Origin of the sequence: Streptomyces albofaciens JCM 4342 (assembly GCF_008634025.1) — a bacterium.
Taxonomy (GTDB): Bacteria; Actinomycetota; Actinomycetes; order Streptomycetales; family Streptomycetaceae; genus Streptomyces; species Streptomyces albofaciens.
In genome coordinates, this window is sequence record NZ_PDCM01000002.1 from 340846 (window position 1) to 359858 (window position 19013).

Here is a 19013-nt window from a genome sequence, read left to right on the forward strand (position 1 = left end):
TCAGGCGGTGGTGGGCGACGGGTGGGCACATATCCCGGTATCGGGAATCTTCACCGCCGACCGGACGTTGACCGGATGACGACGACAGCGACACCTGTCCTGTGGGCGACAAGCCCGGGAGGCACGATTCATGAGTGAGCGAGCTCTTCGCGGCACGCGACTTGTGGTGACCAGCTACGAGACCGACCGCGGCATCGACCTGGCCCCGCGCCAGGCGGTGGAGTACGCATGCCAGAACGGACATCGATTCGAGATGCCGTTCTCGGTAGAGGCCGAGATTCCGTCGGAGTGGGAGTGCAAGGTATGTGGTGCACAAGCCCTCCTGGTGGATGGCGATGGCCCTGAGGAGAAGAAGGGCAAGCCCGCGCGTACGCACTGGGACATGCTCATGGAGCGGCGCACCCGCGAGGAGCTGGAGGAGGTGCTGGCCGAGCGGCTGGCCGTCCTGCGCTCCGGCACCATGAACATTGCCGTGCACCCGCGCGACAACAACAACAGTCGCAAGTCCGCCTGACAAACGGACGCGCGACCGCGAACGGGCCGGGGCCACTGCACCACGCAGTGGCCCCGGCCCGTTTCCGTACGCCCGGCCGCCGCTTTCCGCACTCCGCGGCCCCCGCGAGACGGCTTCGGCACTCCGCAACCCCAGCGAGACGGCTTCGGTACTTCGCGGCCCCGGCGGGACGGTTTCCGCACTCCGCGACCCCGGCGGGACGGTTTCCGCACTCCGCGACCCCGGCGGGACGGTTTCCGCACTCCGCGACCCCGGCGGGACGGTTTCCGCACTCCGCGACCCCGGCGGGCTGTGCGCGAGGTCACTCCCGGCCCCCGGAATCATCCGCGCCGCCATAGCGCTGTACCCCTCGCGGGTGCCGGTGGGACAGTGTCCCCGGGCCTCACCATTCGCCCGTGGGGACGATCGTTCGGCTGAAGCCCCACGGTGCCTTTCGCCGAGAGGCGACCGCCATCGGTATCCGCACCCACAGACCGCCCCGGCCAGTACCCCCGACTGGCCGGGGCTTTTCCGTACGGCGGACCCGTACGCGTACCCGGTTCGCGAGCGGCCCCGGGGGGCGTCGCTACGGAATGCCACACGTCGCGCGCGCAGCGTACGCCTTCCGCGCCGGACCACCCTCCCGCACCGAACCGCCCTCCCGCACCAATCCGCCCTCCTGCGCCCTCAGTTACCGCTTCCTCAGCGCGGCAGCTGGGGGTCGTCACGGCGCGGGGACGGCGGCTCGTCCTCGCGGATCACCTCGCCCTGGACGATCTTGCCGTCCTGCTGGTGCATACGGGCCTGCTGGAAGGCGTCGCCGAGCCCGCCCGGGGTGTGGCGCACCCGTCGGGTCAGCAGGCGCTCAGCACGGCGGTGGAGCAGTTTGCGGGTGGGCGGGAAGAGGCAGAGCAGCCCGGCGGCGTCGGAGAGCAGGCCGGGGAACATCAGCAGCAGGCCGCCGAGCATGGGCAGCGTGTTGCCCCCGCCCTGGGTCTTCGACTCCCCCGGGCCGCCTTCGGGCGCCCCGGAGGCCGCCGGGCCGCCCGGCTGCATGCTCTCGGTGAGGTTCTTCCAGGCCCGGCGGCCGGCCCGCTTGATCACATAGCCGCCCGCGACCACCCCCGCGACCAGCAGCAGAAGTACCGTCAGTCCGCCCGCAGCGTCGGCGACAAGGGTGAGCAGCCATATCTCCAGCACCACCCAGGCGGCGACGCCCAAGGGGACGAACCGGCGGGCGCGCGAGCGCTGGGGCGGGCGGGACCGGGGCGGCGGCGTGGCTGCGAACGTCATGTCTCAAGTGTGCCTGGCCCCGGCCGCCGCGCCCGCCCGCGGGTGCGCCTCCGGGCGCCCGCGGGCCGGTCCCCGCACCCGCCCGCGAGCCCATCCCCGCACCCGCGCACGGTCCGCCCGGACGCCTCAGCCACCGTCGAAGACGATCAGGCAGAACTCGTTGCCCTCGGGATCGGCGAGCACCGTGGTCGGGCAGCCCGCGTCGTCGAACGGACCGCGCAGCACCCGCGCGCCGAGCGCCGTCACCCGGCTCAGCTCGGGCTCCATGGCCGGCACCCGCAGGTCGATGTGCATGCGGTTCTTGCCCCGCTTGGGCTCGGGCACCTCCTGGAGCAGGAGTTCCGGGTGGCGTCCGGCCGGGTCGGTCAGGGCGGTGTACGGCGGTGTCGTCCGCGTGATCCGGTAGCCGAGGACCTGGCTCCAGAACTCCGCGAGCACCTTCCGGTCGGCGCAGTCCAGCACCACGACCATCTCCTTCGGCGCCGCTTCGGTCATCGCGCTCTCCTCCCGTCCGTGGCCCTGGTCGAACCCCTGGTCATGCCGCTGGCCGGGCCCCTGGTCGTACGCGTACTCCCGGTCGTCGCGGAACGCATGCGCCCCCGGCCGTCGGGCACCCGTACCGGACATCCTTTCCCGAATTCCCACGAGGAGGCCGAACGCGATGGACAAGCGCAGCGAGACGCCGGAACAGGGCGGCAGCGCCATCCCCCGGGACCTGCCGGACCAGCAGGCGGACCCGCGGGGCGCCCCGGACCCCTGGGAGGGCCGCAGCCCCGACGACGGGGACGACGAGGAGGAGCACACGGACGTCCCCGACACCGACGTCTCCGGTACAGGCCGCCGCGGCACGCCGCACGCACGCGACGCGCAGAGCGACGAGCCGACCCCTGACGAGCCCGCCGACTGATGCGGCCCACGGGTCTCCCCCGCGGGACCGGACCCGGCCGCCGCGACCGCTCCCCGTGCCCGCGGGGACGCGCGGCGGCGCCGTCCCCGCGGGGCGCACGGTCCGGTTTCCGGCCCGGGCTACAGCTCCCGCAGCGCGGGCAGCAGCTTCTTGCCGGCCCAGTCGAAGAATTCCCGCTGGTGGTCGCCGCCGACCTGAACGACGGCGATCTCCTGGAAGCCGGCCTCGGCGTACGGACGCACCGCCTCGACGAAGTCGTCCACGTTGTCCCCGCAGGGAATCGTCTCGGCGACGTCCTCCGGCCGTACGAACTGGGTGGCCCCGGCGAACCCGTCCGGGTCCGGCAGCTCGGAGTTGACCTTCCAGCCGCCGGCGAACCAGCGGAACTGGTCGTGGGCGCGCTTGACGGCGGCGTCCCGGTCGGGGTCGTAGCAGATGGGCAGCTGGCCGACGCGCGGCTTGCCCTTGCCGCCGTGCTTCTCGAAGGAGCTGATCAGCTCGCCCTTGGGTTCGGTCGCGATGACCAGGTCGGCGAGGCGGCCGGCGATCTCGCAGGACCGCTCACCCGAGACGGCCACGCCGATCGGCGGAGCCTGCTCGGGCAGGTCCCAGAGCTTGGCGGCGTCCACCTCGAAGTGGTTGCCGTGGTAGGTGACCTTGCCGCCCTCGAAGAGCGCCCGGATGATCTCCAGGGCCTCGGTGAGCATCTCGTGCCGGGTGTTCTTGCCCGGCCAGCCCTGCCCGACGACGTGCTCGTTCAGGTTCTCGCCCGCGCCCAGTCCGAGCCGGAAGCGGCCCTCGGAGAGCAGTTGCAGGGTGGCGGCCTTCTGCGCGACGACCGCCGGGTGGTAGCGCACGGTCGGGCAGGTCACGTACGTCATCAGCGGGATGCGGGAGGTCGCCTGCGCCGCGGCGCCCAGCACGCTCCAGGCGTACGGGGCGTGGCCCTGGGAGGCCAGCCACGGCGCGTAGTGGTCGGAGGTCACCGAGAAGTCGAAGCCGGTTTCCTCGGCCCGGACGACGTGGTCGACGAGATCACGCGGGCCCGCTTGCTCAGTCATCATCGTGTAGCCGATTTGCACCATATGCCGCGAGTTTCCCGATCATGCGACCGCAAAACTCGGCCCCGCGACGATCACCGGCCGGGCCCCGGCACTCCGCCCGACCGGCCTAGCGTGTGCTTCCGCGAACGTCCGGAGCACCCGAGCCGCCGGTCCGGGCCGGCGGCGATGGGCGGGGGCCCGGTGGCCCCCGCCGCCCCTCAGCGTCCGCGCAGCTTGTTGACCCGGGAGCCGACGCCCCAGCCGGTGACCCGCCACAGGGCCTCGACGACGATGTCCTTGCTCATCTTGCTGTCGCCGCGCTCGCGCTCGACGAAGGTGATCGGGACCTCGACCACGTGGAAGCCGCCCTCGACGGCACGGCGGGCCAGGTCGACCTGGAAGCAGTAGCCCTGCGAGGCGACCTCGTCCAGACCCAGCCCCTCCAGCGTCTCCTTGCGGAAGGCCCGGTAGCCGCCGGTGACGTCGCGCAGCGGCACGTCCAGCATGGCGCGGCAGTACGTGCTGCCGCCGCGCGAGAGGTACTCGCGGTGCTTGGGCCAGTTGACCACCCGGCCGCCGGGGACCCAGCGGGAGCCGAGCACGAGGTCGGCGCCCTTGAGGGCGGTGAGCAGCCGCGGCAGCTCCTCGGGGCGGTGCGAGCCGTCCGCGTCCATCTCCACCAGGACGCCGAAGCCGTGCTCGATGCCCCACCGGAAGCCCGCCAGGTAGGCGGCGCCGAGCCCTTCCTTGCCCTTGCGGTGCAGCACCTGGACGTGGTCGTCCGCCGCCGCCAGCTCGTCGGCGATCTTGCCCGTTCCGTCCGGGCTGTTGTCGTCCGCGACGAGGATGTGGGCCTCCGGCACGGCGGACCGCACCCGCGAGACGATCGGCCCGATGTTCTCCGCCTCGTTGTACGTCGGAATGATCACCAAGGTGGTCCCGAGCGGACCGTACTTCCGCTGACCGCCGTCTGTCACTGCTGCCCCTTCTCGTCCTTGCCACGCCCGCGCCGGCCCACGACTGCCGCGGCGACGCAGGACAGAAGTCCCACGATAGCGAGCACCCACTCGGGAACGGCACCGACGCGGTCGGCCACGGTCTTTTCGTCCCGCAGCGGGATGCTCGCCCGCAACACTCCCTGGGTGAACTCCGGGATCTTGTGGGTGACCGTACCGTCCGGGGCCACCACCGCGCTGATCCCGCTGGTGGCCGCCGTGACGACGGCACGGCCGTGTTCGACGGCGCGCAGTTTGGACATGGCCAGCTGCTGCTCGGGCTGTCCGGTGCGGCCGTAGGTGGCGTTGTTGGTCTGTACGACGAGCGCGCGGGCGCCCGCGTTCACCGTGTCGTGCACGATCTCGTCGTAGGCGACCTCGAAGCAGATGACGTCGCCGAGCCGGGCGGGGCCGACGGCGAGCACCCCGGTGTGGTCACCGGGGTAGAAGTCGCGCGGCACCCGCTGGAAACGGGTGATGACCTTGCTGAGCTGCTCGCGGAAGGGCACGTACTCGCCGAACGGCACCGGGTGCTGCTTGGTGTACGAGGTGCCGGGGCCCTTCACCGGGTCCCACACGATGCCCTGGTTGAAGACATAGCCGCGCTTGTCCGGGTGGTCGACGAGGGCACCGACGAGGACCGGCACGCCGATCGCCCTGACCGCCTCGTCGATGCGGTCGTACGCCTGCGGGTAGCGGTACGGGTCCAGGTCGGAGGAGTTCTCGGGCCAGATCACCAGGTCGGGCTTCTTCGCCTTGCCCGCCTTCACGTCGGCGGCCAGCTGCTCCGTCGCCGTGGCGTGGTTGTTCAGGATCATCATCGGGCGGCCGAGGAAGTCCATGCCGGGCTTTTGCACATTGCCCTGCACGATGGCGATGTCGACGCTCTCGTCCGCGTCGGTGTGCACCGGCACCAGCAGTCCGGACACCGTGACCGCGGCGGCCAGGCCGACCGCCTCCACGGCGGGCAGCGCCGCCCGCACCGACTTCCCCTTCCCGCGCAGCCGCCACAGGACGACGGCCGCGGCGGCCAGCAGCGCGCCGCTGAGAGCGACGGCGAAGGTCACCAGCGGCGCTCCGCCCAGGGCCGCGAGCGGGGTGAAGGGGGAGCCGGTGTTGGCGAAGGCGAGCCGCCCCCACGGGAAGCCGCCGAAGGGGACGCGGTCGCGCGCCCACTCCTCGGTGACCCACAGACAGGCGGCCCACAGCGGCCCGTACTTCAGACGGGAGGTACGGGCAAGACCCGCGCCCAGCAGCGCCACGTACAGCGCCTGCACCAGGGCCAGCCCGAACACCGCGTCCCAGCCGACGACGTGCAGCCACTTCAGCAGCAGGAAGAAGAAGGGCAACCCGAACGCGAGGCCGGTCCAGGCGCCCTGACGGGCCGTCCGGCCACGGGTGAGCAGACCGAGGGCCGCGACGCCGACGAGGGACAGCGGCCACAGGTCGTACGGCGGGAAGGCCAGCGCGAGGGCGAGGCCGCCGAGGACGGCGAGTCCCGTCCGCGGCGCCTCGCGGCGGACCAGCGCCGCGAACCGGCGGCCGCGTCCGGGCCGCGCCGGTGCGTCGGTGTCGGTGCCCGATGGCACGGTCCCGGCCTTTCTTGCAGGTCGTGCGGTGGTGTCGGGCACGGTCGGCCTTCCTTGCAGGTCGTGCGGTGGTGTGCAGCAGACCGTACATCGGGGCCGTGGAATTGCGGACCGGGGGTGCGTGCGGGTATAAGCTCCGTCGCCAGGCGTACGTGGCCGGGAACCGCGGCGCCGCCGTACGGCGCGAAACGCGCGCCCCAGGGGGCGCGTCGGCGGGCGGCACGGGTCGGGGCGCACCACCGTGCGCTGCGGATCGGGGCCCGGCGCCCTTCGGGCCGACCTGGGACCCGCTGGCTGCGGGTCGACCGAAAGCCGTTGTCTACTGAGCAACCGGGCCCCACCCGGGTCGCACCTTCCCCCTGGCTCTCGACGAGCAGGGAGGGACCCCCATCCGGCCGAAACCTTCCGTCGTCCCCGTGCCGCAGGGGCTGGACCTGGCTCCCAGTGGCGGTGTGCCGGTGCGGCACCCCGTCCCATGGCCCAGTTGCGTTCGACGACCGCGCGGAGGTCTCCCGGTCTGACGTCCTGTGGTGGACTCGGCCGAACCTACCGGCCGCCGACCGTCTGCTGTCAACAGTTGCCCGGCCTGCGTGGTTTTCGCGTCGCCCCAGGCCGGCGCCCGCTCTCCCAGGTGGGGCGGGCGCCCTCGGGCGCGTTCCGCCGTGGCACGCGCCCCCGTGAAGTCACTCGTTCGGCCGTCCGTACACCGTGCGACCGCCGACCACCGTCCGCAGGCATACCGGCAGGTCCCGGCCGGGCGTGAGGTCGGGCAGCCCCGGGGTGCCGGAGCGGGGGTCGGTGGACCAGCGTTCGACGCGCTCGTCGGGGGCCTGGACGACGAGGTCGCCGGTGCGCCAGACCGCGTAGTCGGCGGGCGCGCCGGGCGCCAGGACGCCCGCGTCGTCGCGGCCGATGGCGCGCCAGCCGCCACGGGTGTGCGCGGTGAACGCGGCGCGCGCGGAGATGCCGTGCCCGCGGGTGCGGTGGAAGACGGCGGCGCGCAGGGTGCCCCACGGGTCCAGCGGGGTGACGGGGCTGTCGGAGCCGAGGGCGAGCGGCACGCCGGCGCGCAGCAGGGCGGCGTACGGGTTGAGGGTGCGGGCGCGCTCGGCGCCGAGGCGGGCGGCGTACATGCCGTCGTCGCCGCCCCAGGCCGCGTCGAAGGCGGGCTGTACGGAGGCGGTCAGCGCGAATTCGGCGAACGCGGCGACGGTGGCCTCGGTGAGCATCTCGGCGTGCTCGACACGGTGCCGGGCGGCCCGGACGCGGGCCGGGCCGACGCGGTCGGCCGCGGCGCGTACGCCGTCGGTGACGGCGGTCAGCGCGGCGTCGCCGATGGCGTGGAACCCGGCCTGGAGCCCGGCCTCGGTGCAGGCCGCCACGTGGGCCGCGACGGCGTCGGCGTCCAAGTGGGCGGTTCCGGTGTGGTCCGCGTCGGCGTACGGCGCGTGCAGATGGGCGGTGTGCGAGCCGAGGGAGCCGTCGGCGAACAGGTCGCCGGCCGCGCCGATGGCGCCGAGCGCCCGGATCCGGTCGGCGTCCTTCGCATTGGTGACGATCTCCGCCCAGTAGCCGACGACGCGCGGGCCGGGTTCGCGCGCGGCCCGGGCCAGCAGGGCGGTGAGGTCGTCCTCGCTGGAGATGTCGGGTCCGGCGCACTCGTGGAGGGTGCCGATGCCCAGCGACGCGGCGTGTGCGAGCGCCGCGGCCTGGGCGGCGTCGCGCTGGGCGGGGGCGACGGTGGCGTGCGCGGCCTCGCGTACGGCGTGGTGCGCGTCCCCCGTCAGCGGCTGCTCGGCGTGGAATCCGGGCAGGTCGCGGACGCCGGGTACGAGGTCGAGCAGGGCGGTGGTGACGACCGCGGAGTGCACGTCGACGCGGGTCAGGTAGAGCGGGCGGCCGCCGGTGGCGGCGTCCAGTTCGGCGCGGGACGGCGGCCGGCCCTCGGGCCAGGCGGTGGCGTCCCAGCCGTGCCCCAGCAGGACCCGGTCCGCCGGGCGGGCCGCGGCGTGCTCCCGTACGCGGGCCAGCGCGTCGGGGAGCGTCCGGGCGCCGGACAGGTCCAGGCCGGTGAGCGCGAGGCCGGTGGCCGTGGTGTGCACATGTGCGTCCGTGAACGCCGGGGTGACGAGTGCGCCGTCGAGGTGGACGACCTCGTCCACGCCGTCGGCGAAGGAGTCGGCGGCGCCCTCCTCGCCGACCCAGGCGATGCTGTCGCCCTCGACCACCATGGCGGTGGCGAAGGGGTCGGCGGGGCTGTGCACCTCCCCGCCGCGCAGCAGGACGGTACGGGGCCGGGCCGGGTCGGGGGTGCGCTCACTCATAGCGGACAGTTTGACCCCTGGGCGCGGCCGCCCCGCACGCGGGGTCGGGATCTTGCCACGGGTGCGCCGGCCTGCGGGAGTAGCGCGCACCACCTCCGCGCGCCGCACCTCCCTACGTGCGCCGCGGCGCCTCCACGCGCTCCGGACCGCCCCCCGCGCCCCGTCACCCGCGGGCGCGCCCCGGCGCCGTCAGATGCGGGGCGGCCGGGCCTCGTACGGCGTGGACAGCACGACCGTGGTGCGCGTGGAGACCCCGGCCAGCGTGCGGATACGGGTCAGCAGGTGCTCCAGCTCAAGGGGCGTGGCCACCCGCACCTTGAGGATGTAGTTCTCGTCACCGGCCACGCTGTGGCACGCCTCCAGCTCGGGCACCTCGGCCAGGCGGTCGGCGATGTCGTCCGGAGCGCTGGGGTCGAAGGGTTTCACCGAGATGAAGGCGGTGAGCGGCAGCCCCACCGCCTCCGGGTCCACGATCGCGGCATAGCCGCGGATCACACCGCGCTGTTCCAGGCGGCGCACCCGCTGGTGCACCGCCGAGGTCGACAGGCCGGTGGCCTTGCCCAGGTCGGTGTAGCTCATCCGCCCGTCCTTGACGAGCAGCTCCACGATTTGTCGGTCCAGCTCCTCCACGCGATCAACCTACTGTGCTCGGGCGCGCGTGCGCACCGTACGCCGGATCGTGGACACGCTCGCGCCGGGTGTGTGACCAATGCCACACGCGTGACCCCGTATCCCTCAGGACTCGGCGATTATGCGCGGGGCATGGGGGGAATTGCTGCTGTTGGCCGGAGCCGCCCGTCACAGGAAGCCGGCGGCCCGCGCGGCCCACCCGAGGGGGAACAACATCATGCGACGTCAGAAGACCGATTCCGCGCCGCTCAGCCACGACGCCCAGGAGGGCGACAGTCTCGGCTTCGCCATCGAGGACGAGCTCGACGACTCCTTCGAGACCATGGAGATCTTCCGGGTGACGTGCCCGGACTGCGCCCAGCCGATCGCGCTGCTGGCGGAGGAGGACGTCCTCCCCGAGCACGCGCTGTGCCCCACACCCTGGAACCCCTTCTGCCTGACCGTGTGCGAGGGCTCCGGACGGCCGGTGTCCGACGCGTCCGCGACGGACGACTCGCTCCGGGCCCAGGAGCGGGACACCGCGGTGCTGCTGACCCTCCCGGAGGGCCTGGACTGGCGCCGGCAGCCGTTCTCGCACGTGGGCGGCGAGGCCACGCGTCCGACGCGGGTGCCGCGGATGCGCCGGCCCTGAATCCCGGCGGCGCCCTTCACCAGTAGCGGCCCTCGATCATCGCCTCCAGCGCGGCCCGGTGCAGGATCAGTGCGTCCGGGTCGGCCGGCGCGGGCACCTCGCCGAAGTGGACCCGCCGGTAGGCCACGCGCAGCATGACGACGGCGTGCCGCAGGGCCGCGTAAAGGGTGTGGAAGTCCATCGCGCGCGGTGTGTGGCCGGTGAGCCGGGCGTAGCGTTCCTCGACGCGGTCGCGGCGCAGGAGGTCCGGCAGGCCCTGCTGCCCGCCGCTCACCGCCAGGTCCTGGAAGAACCGGTGGAGGTAGATCATCCAGCCCAGGTCGAGTTCGCGCGGACCGGGGACGGCCATTTCCCAGTCCAGTACGGCCGCGGGCCGGAAGCCGTCGTAAACGATATTGCCGATGCGGGCGTCGCCCCAGGTCAGCACGGTGTCGTCGGAGTCGTCGGCCTCCGGTGGCCAATGATCCGCCAGCCAGGCGAAACCGCGCTCGATCAGCGGTGACGGATCGCGCCCCGCGACGACCCAGTCGTAGTACGCCCGTTGGGCCGCCACATGCCGCCGCAGCGCGCTCCCGCGGCCCGGCAGAGCGAGGAACCGCGCCTCCTCGGCGGGCACTTGGTCATGGATCCGGGCGAGCACCGAGACCGTGTCGGCCTCCAGTGCGGCACGCTCCGCGTGGGTGGCGGCGTGCAGCCAACTCCCTTCGTACGTGTACGGCATGACGTCCGGCGGCACGCGGCCCTCCACGCGCTCCATCACGAAGAACGGCGCGCCCAGCGGCGCCGGGTCCTCTTCGAGCCAGAGGGTGCGCGGCACCGGCACGTCCGTGTGCTCGGCGACCAGGCGCATCGTCCGGTACTGACGGGCCATGTCATAGGTGGGGAATACCGTGTAAGCGGCGGGGTCGGCGGCGAGGCGCAGCGCGCAGGAGCGGACGGGCGGACGGGGGTGGTCGATGTCGAAGAGCAGGGTTTCGCTGGACATGCCGTTGGAGGCGGGGACGGTCGGGGCGACCGCCCGCGCGCCGGGCAGGCGGGTGCTCAGCCAGGCGGACAGGCGCCGGGCGAGTTCCCCGGGGTCGCGGGTGGTGGTGCGGGGCCGGGGTGTGCCGCTCATGGCCGTTCCTCGCGCGGCCGCGGGGTGGCCGGCCGGTGCTGCGGAGCGGCCGGCCGGGCCGGTGCCGTGTCGCCGTGACCGGTGAAGCCGCTGGGATCGTGGCGGCCGAAGCTGCCGTGCTCGAAGATCCCGTAGCCGGTGCGGCCTTCGAGGGTGAAGCGGGCCGCGTGGTCGGTGACGCCGTAGGCGGCGAGCGGATGGGCGGCGGGGTCGCCGAGGTCGTAGGTGCGGCGGTCGGTCCAGCCTCGTCCGCGCCAGGTGCCGTGCTGCCAGTCGTTGGCGGGCGGATAGCCCGCGCCGACGGCCAGCGGGGAGGAGGTGAGAACCTCGGCGGCGAGTTCGAGGGGCTTGCGGGCCGGGTCGGTGAGGTGCAGCACGGCCCGCTCGGGCTGCCGGGTTCCCGCCCGGTAGGTGATGTCGGCGTAGGGCCAGCCGAGTTGGACGTCGGGGACCCCGTCGCGCACGAGCAGCGCCTCGTTGAGCGTACGGTGCCCGTCGGCGTCCTCCTGGACGATGACCATCACGAAGCGGTCGTCGAAGCGGACCGGGCACCAGATCCAGTGAAAGCCCTCGGGCCGCGCCTCCTCGGCGGCGCGCCCGCCGTCCTCGCCGGGGATCGGGCGCACACCCCAGCTGCGGTCGCGGGTGCCGGTCCACTCCCCCGCCGTGACGGCCAGTTCCGTACCGGCGGCCCGTACGGTGCCGACGCAGGTGCCGGCCTGGACGAAGCGGCGGCCCTCCAGGGTGAGCCGCCCGCCGCGGTACTGGGTGTGGTGCGGTTCCCAGACGGCGGGGAAGGCGGCGTGCCATTCGAGGTCGTAGGAGAGTCCGCCGGGGTCGGCCGGGTCGGCGGCGCAGCGCAGCCGGAGCCGTTCCAGGGGCCGGTCGACGGTGATGGAGAGCGGGCCGACGGTGAGCGCGAGGCGGTCGTCGCCCAGCGCGTCGGAGGCGCGTACGGCGTGCAGGCGGTCACCGAGGCGGAGCGTGGCGTAGGCGTCGATGACACCGGTGTTGGGGTAGACGCCGAGGCCGGCGATGAGCAGCGCGCGGCCGGTGTGGTCCATTACGTGGAAGATGCAGCGGTCGTAGGCGTTGCGGTCGCCGGTGGCGACGTGCCGCATGGACAGCGGCACTTGGTGGATCGGGTATTCGTCGAGCGCGATCGGGCGGTCGGTCACGGGACACCTCCTGGACGCGCGGGCGGGTACGGTCCGGTGGCCGCGGCGTCCGCGGGCCCGCCACCGTACGGCCGTTTCCGGGCCAGGACTTGACGGTACGTCAGGTGTATGCGCGGGACCATAGCCGTACCCGCCCGCGGACGTGAAGGGCTCCCGCACCGCCCCGGCACCGCTCCCCCGCCCGACGAAGGGCACGGGCGCGGCGGCCCGGCTCCGCTGTACGGCGTACACGGCACCGTAGAGTGTGGGCACGAAGGTCATCACGCACGCCGGCGACGCGGCGGCGACGGAACGAGGGGACACCATGACGACGGCAAGCTCCGTACCGGACCCGAGCGGCCTGCACTGCCTGCGCTGCGGCCTGGAGGTCGGGGGCTTCGCCGGCTGCCCCCGGTGCGCGGCGGACGGGATCGGCGTCAACGCGCTGCCGCCGCTCGCCGACCTGGACGGCCTGGAACTGGCCGGATATCCGGGCGGCCCGTGGGGCTGGCCGGAGACACTGCCGGTCAGCGGCCCGCCGGTGACGCTCGGCGAGGGCGGCACACCGAACATACGGCTGCGCACCGATCCGGCCGCGCTCGGCGACGGGCGCGCGCCCGAGTGCGGCAGCGAGTTGTGGGTCAAGTACGAGGGCGGCAACCCGACCGGCTCACACAAGGACCGGGCGATGGCGGTGGGCGTGGCCGCGGCGGTGGAGACCGGCGCCGACACGGTGTGCGCCGCGTCGTCCGGCAACGCGGGCGCGGCGGCAGCCGCCTACGCGGGCCGGGCCGGGCTGCGGTGCGTGGTCTTCACCACCGAGAACGTGCCGCCGGCGCTGGCCGCGCAGATCGATCTGCTGGGCGCCGAGCAGGTGCGGTGCGCGGGCGGTTTCCCGGAGCGCAACGCAGCGATGGCGCGGGCCGTCGCGGAACACGGCTGGTATCCCCTGACCAGCTACTCCGCGCCGTCACCGGGCGGGAACCCGTACGCCAACGAGGGCTACAAGTCGGTCGCCTACGAGCTGGCGCGGGACTTCGCGGGGCGCCGGATCGGCGCGGTGGTCGTGCCGACCAGCCGCGCGGACCTGCTGGCCGGGATCGAGCGCGGCTTCCGCGAGCTGGCCGCGGCCGGCCTGGTCTCCGCGGCGCCGCGCATGATCGCCGCCGAACCCGCCGGGGCGGCCCCCTTCACCGCCGCGCTGCGCCACGCCGACCGCGCGGCCCAGGAGCGTACGCGGGTGGAGAGCCGCCCCACCGCCGCCTTCTCGCTCGGCGAGAACAGCCCGTGCTGGCAGGGGCTGGACGCGCTGTGGCGGTCCGGCGGCACGGCCGTCGCGGTGGCGGAGAAGGAGTTCCTGGCCGAACAGCACCGCCTCGCCCAGCAGGGCCTGCTGCTGGAGGCGTCGTCCGCCGTCGCGGTGTCCGTGGCCCGCCGCGTGCTGCGCGAGCGGCCGGAGCTGGTGGTGGCGATCGGTACGGCGACGGGCATGAAGGGGCTGGGCCCGGCGGCGGGCTGAGCAGCGGCGGCGGACGGCACCCCGCCCGCCGCCCCGCGCCGGTCAGCGGGACTCCGGTCCCGCCAGGTGGCGCGCGATGACCATGCGCTGGATCTGGTTGGTGCCCTCGACGATCTGGAGGACCTTGGCCTCGCGCATATAGCGCTCGGCCGGGAAGTCGAGGGTGTAGCCGTACCCGCCGAGGAGCTGGACGGCGTCGGTGGTGACCCGCATCGCGGTGTCGGTGCAGAACAGCTTGGCCATCGCCGCCTCCTTGGCGAACGGCAGGCCGGCATCCCGCAGCCGGGCGGCGGTCAGATAGAGCGAGCGGCCCGCCTCGATCTGGGTCGCCATGTCGGCGATCATGAAGCGCAGGCCCTGGAAGTCGGCGATCGGGCGGCCGAACTGCTGCCGGGAGGCGGTGTACGCCAGCGCCTCGTCCAGAGCGGCCTGGGCGACGCCGATCGCGCAGGCGGCGATGCCGAGGCGCCCCGAGTCCAGGGCCGACAGGGCGATCGCGAAGCCCTGGCCCTCCTCCCCGATCCGGCGGGCGTCGGACACCCGCACACCGTCGAAGTGCAGCTGGGCCGTGGGCGAGCCCTTCATGCCCATCTTGCGCTCGGGCGCCGCGGCGGTCAGGCCGTCCGCGTCGCCCGGCACCAGGAAGGCCGTGATGCCGCGCGGTCCCTTGTCTCCCGTGCGGGCGAGCACCGTGTAGAAGTCGGCGACGCCGCCGTGGGTGATCCACGCCTTGGTGCCGTCCAGCGTCCAGACGTCCCCGTCGCGGACCGCGCGGGTGGTCAACGAGGCGGCATCGGAACCGGAGGAGGGCTCCGAGAGGCAGTAGGCGCCGAGCAGGCCACCGCCCAGCATGGCGGGCAGGTGCGTGGCGCGCTGCTCCTTCGTACCGAACTCGGCCGTCGCGTGGCAGGCGAGGGTGTGCACGCTGACGCCCAGGCCCACGGTCAGCCGGGCGGCCGCCAGTTCCTCCAGCACCTGGAGGTAGACCTCGTACGGCTGGTCACCACCGCCGAACTCCTCGCTGTACGGGAGGGAGAGCAGCCCGGATCCGGAGAGCAGCGTGAAGGTCTCCCGGGGGAAACGTCCCGCCTCCTCCTGCTCGGCGGCGGTCGGCTTGATCTCACGCTCGACGAGATCCCGTACCAGCGTCAGCAGATCGCGGGCCTCCTCCGTGGGCAGCCTGCGGTCCACCGGCCGGGGTCCGTACTCGGTCATGCGGCGCTCTCCTCCCTGTCGGGCGCTGCGACGGCACACCCGAGGGTCGAGGCGGCGCCGCCGGTTGATCACACAGTGCTCAGCAGATGATCGCGCACCGGGTCGCGGAAGGCGGTGACCTGCAGCTGTGGCGCTAGGAGTATGCCCGATCGGCAGCGCCACGTCACGGGTTGACCTGCATCTCGTCCGGGGTCCACGCCGACTTCGTCACCATCGGCGCCGGAAGCCCGGGCACCGCCTGCGCCCTCCACCGCACCCCCGCCCCACCCGGCACGGCAGCCGGACCGCCGCGGCGACGGGAAGCTGTACGCGACAGGAAATTGGTCCAAACCATTGACCACACTGGTCTAGTCCTTCTACCTTTCCCCGCAACGCTCAACGCGTCCATGCCAATTCGGAACGCGTTTTCCGTTCGCTCCACCTCGACCCCCCTCCGAGGAGACGACATGTCCAGAACGCTCCGTACGCGCTCGCCGCGCCGGATGACCGCCGCCACCACCGCGCTGTGTACCGCGGCCCTGGCCGGCACCCTGTTCGCCGGCACGGCCGCCGCGGACCCCGCCGCCTCCGCCGCCCCCACAGCGGCCTCCGCCCCCGCCGGCACCCAGGCCGCGGCCGGGAACAAGGTGGTCGGCTACTTCACCAACTGGGGCGTCTACGACCGCAATTACCACGTCAAGAACATCCAGACGTCCGGCTCGGCCGACAAGCTCACCCACATCAACTACGCCTTCGGCAACGTCCAGGGCGGCAAGTGCACCATCGGTGACGCCTACGCCGACTACGACAAGGCCTACACCGCGGACCAGAGCGTCGACGGCAAGGCCGACACCTGGGACGCGGGCGCGCTGCGCGGCAACTTCAACCAGCTGCGCAAACTCAAGAAGCTCCACCCGAACCTGAAGGTCATCTGGTCCTTCGGCGGCTGGACCTGGTCGGGCGGCTTCGCCGAGGCCGCCAAGAACCCGGCCGCGTTCGCGCAGTCCTGCCTGGACCTGGTCCAGGACAAGCGCTGGGCCGATGTGTTCGACGGCATCGACATCGACTGGGAGTACCCCAACGCCTGCGGCCTGACCTGCGACACCAGCGGCCGCGAAGCGCTCACCAACGTACTGAGGGCGCTGCGCGCCAAGTTCGGCGGCAAGCTGGTGACGGCGGCGATCCCGGCCGACGCCTCGGCCGGCGGCAAACTGGACGCCGCCGACTACAAGGGCGCCTCCCAGTACGTCGACTGGTACAACCCCATGACGTACGACTACTTCGGCGCCTGGGACGCCAAGGGCCCCACCGCCCCGCACTCCCCCCTGACCGCGTACAACGGCATCCCGAAGGCCGGCTACAACACCGCCGACACCATCAAGAAGCTCAAGGGCATGGGCATCCCCGCCAACAAGCTCCTGCTGGGCATCGGCTTCTACGGCCGCGGCTGGCAGGGCGTGACCCAGGACGCGCCGGGCGGCACCGCGACGGGCGCCGCCCCCGGCAAGTACGAGGCCGGCATCGAGGACTACAAGATCCTCAAGACCCGCTGCCCCGCCACCGGCAAGGTCGGCGGCACGGCATACGCCAAGTGCGGCAACCAGTGGTGGAGCTACGACACCCCGGAGACCATCGGCTCGAAGATGACGTACAAGAACCAGCAGGGGCTGGGCGGGACGTTCTTCTGGGAGTTGAGTGGGGACACGGCCAATGGGGAGCTGATCAAGGCCATCAAGTAGGCGGTCGCGGCATCGCCTGCTGATTCTCCCGGTTCGGGCTGCCGCGGCCTGTCCGTCGCCGTTCGTGGCGGTGGACAGGCCGCGGCGCTGCGAGAGAGGCCAGGTCGGGGCGGTGCGGTGCGGTAGCAGCGGATGCGCGCGCTGACGAAGCCCGGGCCGTACTGCGGGGCCGGGCCTCGTCACCGTATCCACGCACACGCACGGCAGTTCCTCGCGGATGCCGACAACCACCGGCAGAAGATCGCAGAGGCCTGCCGTGCCGGTCTCCCCTATTTCAGGCGGAACACCCACTTCATGGACTCTTGGTGGTTGCCCCAGACACGTAGGCGGGTTCCATCGGCGAACGAATACTGCTCCGAATTGACGTGCCCGCCGCTCCCGACGTTCTTGATGCTGAACGACCCGCCATCGGCTGGTACCAGCTTCCACAGCAGTTGCGCGCTGTTCTCACCGCATTCACGGGTCCCGACGTACTGGTCTGCTTCCTGGCTGAGACAGCGGTTGGTGCCCTTGCTGCTCAGCAATTTGTGATTTCCGTTGGAACCGTCGATCAGCTTCCAGTCCTGGGCCGCGGTACCGTTGCTGTGCCACAGATGGATCAGGCTCGCGTCGGCCCCGGCATCAATGTTCGCATTGCCGAAGTGCTTATTGGACACCCGGTAGGTGCTGCCCGTTGCGATCGGATCGCTTCCCGGCCAGTCATGGACCGTGGGACTGGCGTTCTTGATGGTCGAGTCGCACTGCCACGTACCCGCGTCGAAGGTGACGCTGGAGTAGGCCGAGGTGTACCCGTGGTATCGGGCCTCTTTGAAGCGGATGTTCATCGTGCCGTAAGGGAGCCGGTCCACGATTCCCTTGTCGCTTGCGGGCACCGTGCCCCACAACCGGCCGTCTTTCCAGACTTCGGCCTTCAAGTCGTCGGGGGCGTGCCGGGGAAGGTCCCAGCGCACCGTTCCATGCGTCCAGTGGTGGATGGTGCAGTCGGCGTTGCGCAGTGCCGGGCCGGAGGTGAGCTTGTGGTGGGCGCCGGGGTTGTTGCCCGTGTTGAGGAAGTCCAAGGTGTCTTTGAGTACCTGCCTCTTCCGCGTGATCGATGTGTGAACGGCGCTGCCTCCCCGTACCGTCTCGGCAGCCTCGGCCACGTGCCGGTTGTCGGCACCGCTCAGCTTGACCGAGTGGGCGGACACCTGCTCGTCCCCTTCGATCGAGTACGTGAGCGTGGTGTCCGGCGCGTATGCCGCCTTCTTCTCGGTGTCGCGGTTGAGAGCTTTGAGGAAGTGCGAGTCGGTTTTCATGTCCTGAACAGCCGCGTTGCACAGACCGGCGGCGACGTTCGGACATAGGTCCGCCTGGTGGGAGCCGTGGTTCGGGGACGCCAAGGTGACCAGGGAACCGACGGTGAAGCCCGCCGAGTGATCGAGCGCTGCTTTGCGGGCGACGAGTCCGCCCATGGAGTGGCCGACGAGGTTCACCCTCTTCCCGGCGAGGCCGTTCTTCTTCATCCACTCCCAGAACCGGTCTGCGTTGTCAGGGATGCGGTCGTGGGTCGTTCCGCTGTAGTCAAACCGGTGAATCTTCCCGGCGTAGTGGTTGTCGTGGAAGTACTGATCCGCGGTCTTCCATACGCCCGGGCCGTCGTTCAGTCCGTGGAGGAAGACGACGGGATCGCCGGTCGCCGCGGTGGCCTGAGTACCCGCTGTCAGCATCGCACCCGAGGTCAGGGTTGCGACCGTAACGGTCAGCGCTACGGGGCGCCCAATTATGAAGCGAAGTCTGGCTGCCGTCATCATGTGCCCTGCCCAACCTTCGTCGATGTGCCTCACTGAAAACCGCGCGGACGCGTCACTACGCAAAGTGAGCACTCGGTCACGGTTGCTCGGCATTTGCAGTATCGCCTCATGCCGTACACCGCGCATGTCGATAACACCTCGCCCTGACGAAGCGCTCACAGGCGGACAAGCAAGCACTCCAAGCGGGCCAATGCTCGATCGCGCGTCACTTCAGCGCGCTGGGCACTCCGGCGCTCGACACCACGGCACACCGCAGGTCACGACCCAACGCTAGCTGCACGCGCAACATCCGCCGCCGTTCCTTTTCCGCGGCGACGCCAACCACGGCAGCGACCTCAACGGGGGATTGAGGGGCGCCCCTTCGCACTGCGCCGCAGAATGATGGGCCGTAAAGGGAATAGCAGACGACAAAGACCCGACGCCCGGGGAGCGTTCGAGGGTTCCTGTATGACTCAGACTGCGGGGGCACCCTTGCCGCAGGCACTCTGGGCATTGTTCTGCCCGGCCGGCGGATAGCCGCACGGGCGCCTGACGCGAAGCACGACTCCGCCGTCAGCAGGCGGCCCGACGACGACCCGCCGGGCAGGCCTCA

Annotated in this window: 16 protein-coding genes; 5 read left to right on the top strand and 11 right to left on the bottom strand. The window is 72.2% G+C overall.

Going from position 1 to position 19013, the window contains the following annotated elements; all coding sequences use genetic code 11:
• Nucleotides 1-130 precede the first annotated feature (130 nt).
• Entirely contained in the window at nt 131-514 is a 384-nt protein-coding gene (locus CP973_RS22385) for an RNA polymerase-binding protein RbpA (RefSeq protein WP_003984999.1), read from the top strand.
• Between the two features lie 681 nt (nt 515-1195).
• Here CP973_RS22385 and fxsA read toward each other — a convergent pair.
• Together fxsA and CP973_RS22395 are read right to left on the bottom strand one after the other, a co-directional pair.
• Nucleotides 1196-1786, bottom strand: coding sequence for an FxsA family membrane protein (gene fxsA, locus CP973_RS22390; protein ID WP_150244269.1), 591 nt, complete (start codon nt 1784-1786; stop codon nt 1196-1198).
• Between the two features lie 126 nt (nt 1787-1912).
• Nucleotides 1913-2413 carry a VOC family protein gene (locus CP973_RS22395; RefSeq protein WP_244409941.1) on the bottom strand — a complete coding sequence of 167 codons (501 nt, stop codon included), beginning with the start codon at nt 2411-2413 and terminating at the stop codon, nt 1913-1915.
• A gap of 34 nt (nt 2414-2447) precedes the next feature.
• On the opposite strand from CP973_RS22395, the gene CP973_RS22400 reads away from it, so the two are divergent.
• On the top strand, nt 2448-2693 hold the full coding sequence (locus CP973_RS22400) for a hypothetical protein (protein ID WP_150244271.1): 246 nt from the start codon (nt 2448-2450) through the stop codon (nt 2691-2693).
• A gap of 119 nt (nt 2694-2812) precedes the next feature.
• Here CP973_RS22400 and CP973_RS22405 read toward each other — a convergent pair whose 3' ends face one another.
• The 5 genes from CP973_RS22405 to CP973_RS22425 form a co-directional block, all read right to left on the bottom strand.
• Nucleotides 2813-3778, bottom strand: coding sequence for an LLM class F420-dependent oxidoreductase (locus CP973_RS22405; protein ID WP_150244273.1), 966 nt, complete (start codon nt 3776-3778; stop codon nt 2813-2815).
• A 176-nt stretch (nt 3779-3954) separates the two neighbouring features.
• Nucleotides 3955-4713 (bottom strand): polyprenol monophosphomannose synthase, encoded by a 759-nt coding sequence (locus CP973_RS22410; RefSeq protein ID WP_150244275.1) that lies wholly within the window; start codon nt 4711-4713, stop codon nt 3955-3957.
• Nucleotides 4710-6362: an apolipoprotein N-acyltransferase gene (lnt, locus tag CP973_RS22415; protein WP_425282010.1), complete on the bottom strand. Its 1653-nt coding sequence runs from the start codon at nt 6360-6362 to the stop codon at nt 4710-4712. The genes CP973_RS22410 and lnt overlap by 4 nt, the downstream gene beginning before the upstream one ends.
• Before the next feature lie 641 nt (nt 6363-7003).
• A complete protein-coding gene (locus tag CP973_RS22420) occupies nt 7004-8644 on the bottom strand; it encodes an amidohydrolase (RefSeq protein WP_150244276.1) in 1641 nt (546 codons plus the stop codon).
• A 189-nt stretch (nt 8645-8833) separates the two neighbouring features.
• Nucleotides 8834-9274, bottom strand: a complete 441-nt coding sequence (locus tag CP973_RS22425) for an Lrp/AsnC family transcriptional regulator (protein WP_003984197.1) — start codon at nt 9272-9274, stop codon at nt 8834-8836.
• Nucleotides 9275-9491: 217 nt separating this feature from the next.
• Between CP973_RS22425 and CP973_RS22430 the strand changes: the two genes are divergently transcribed.
• Nucleotides 9492-9905, top strand: a complete 414-nt coding sequence (locus CP973_RS22430) for a hypothetical protein (protein WP_150244278.1) — start codon at nt 9492-9494, stop codon at nt 9903-9905.
• Nucleotides 9906-9921: 16 nt separating this feature from the next.
• Here the strand turns inward: CP973_RS22430 and CP973_RS22435 are convergent, their stop codons facing one another.
• The gene (locus CP973_RS22435) at nt 9922-11022 is read right to left on the bottom strand and encodes a phosphotransferase family protein (RefSeq protein ID WP_150244280.1); all 1101 of its coding nucleotides are present in this window, start codon (nt 11020-11022) and stop codon (nt 9922-9924) included.
• A complete protein-coding gene (locus CP973_RS22440) occupies nt 11019-12200 on the bottom strand; it encodes an Rv3169 family protein (RefSeq protein WP_150244282.1) in 1182 nt (393 codons plus the stop codon). Before CP973_RS22440 ends, CP973_RS22435 begins: the two co-directional genes overlap by 4 nt.
• Nucleotides 12201-12504: 304 nt before the next feature.
• Between CP973_RS22440 and CP973_RS22445 the strand changes: the two genes are divergently transcribed.
• A complete protein-coding gene (locus tag CP973_RS22445; protein WP_150244284.1) occupies nt 12505-13698 on the top strand; it encodes a pyridoxal-phosphate dependent enzyme in 1194 nt (397 codons plus the stop codon).
• A gap of 42 nt (nt 13699-13740) precedes the next feature.
• Here CP973_RS22445 and CP973_RS22450 read toward each other — a convergent pair whose 3' ends face one another.
• On the bottom strand, nt 13741-14913 hold the full coding sequence (locus CP973_RS22450; protein ID WP_150244286.1) for an acyl-CoA dehydrogenase family protein: 1173 nt from the start codon (nt 14911-14913) through the stop codon (nt 13741-13743).
• Between the two features lie 446 nt (nt 14914-15359).
• On the opposite strand from CP973_RS22450, the gene CP973_RS22455 reads away from it, so the two are divergent.
• The gene (locus tag CP973_RS22455; protein WP_150244288.1) at nt 15360-16631 is read left to right on the top strand and encodes a glycoside hydrolase family 18 protein; all 1272 of its coding nucleotides are present in this window, start codon (nt 15360-15362) and stop codon (nt 16629-16631) included.
• 269 nt (nt 16632-16900) lie between these two features.
• On the opposite strand, the gene CP973_RS22460 is transcribed toward CP973_RS22455, so the two are convergent.
• Nucleotides 16901-18421: an alpha/beta fold hydrolase gene (locus CP973_RS22460; RefSeq protein ID WP_167538484.1), complete on the bottom strand. Its 1521-nt coding sequence runs from the start codon at nt 18419-18421 to the stop codon at nt 16901-16903.
• Between the last annotated feature and the right edge of the window lie 592 nt (nt 18422-19013).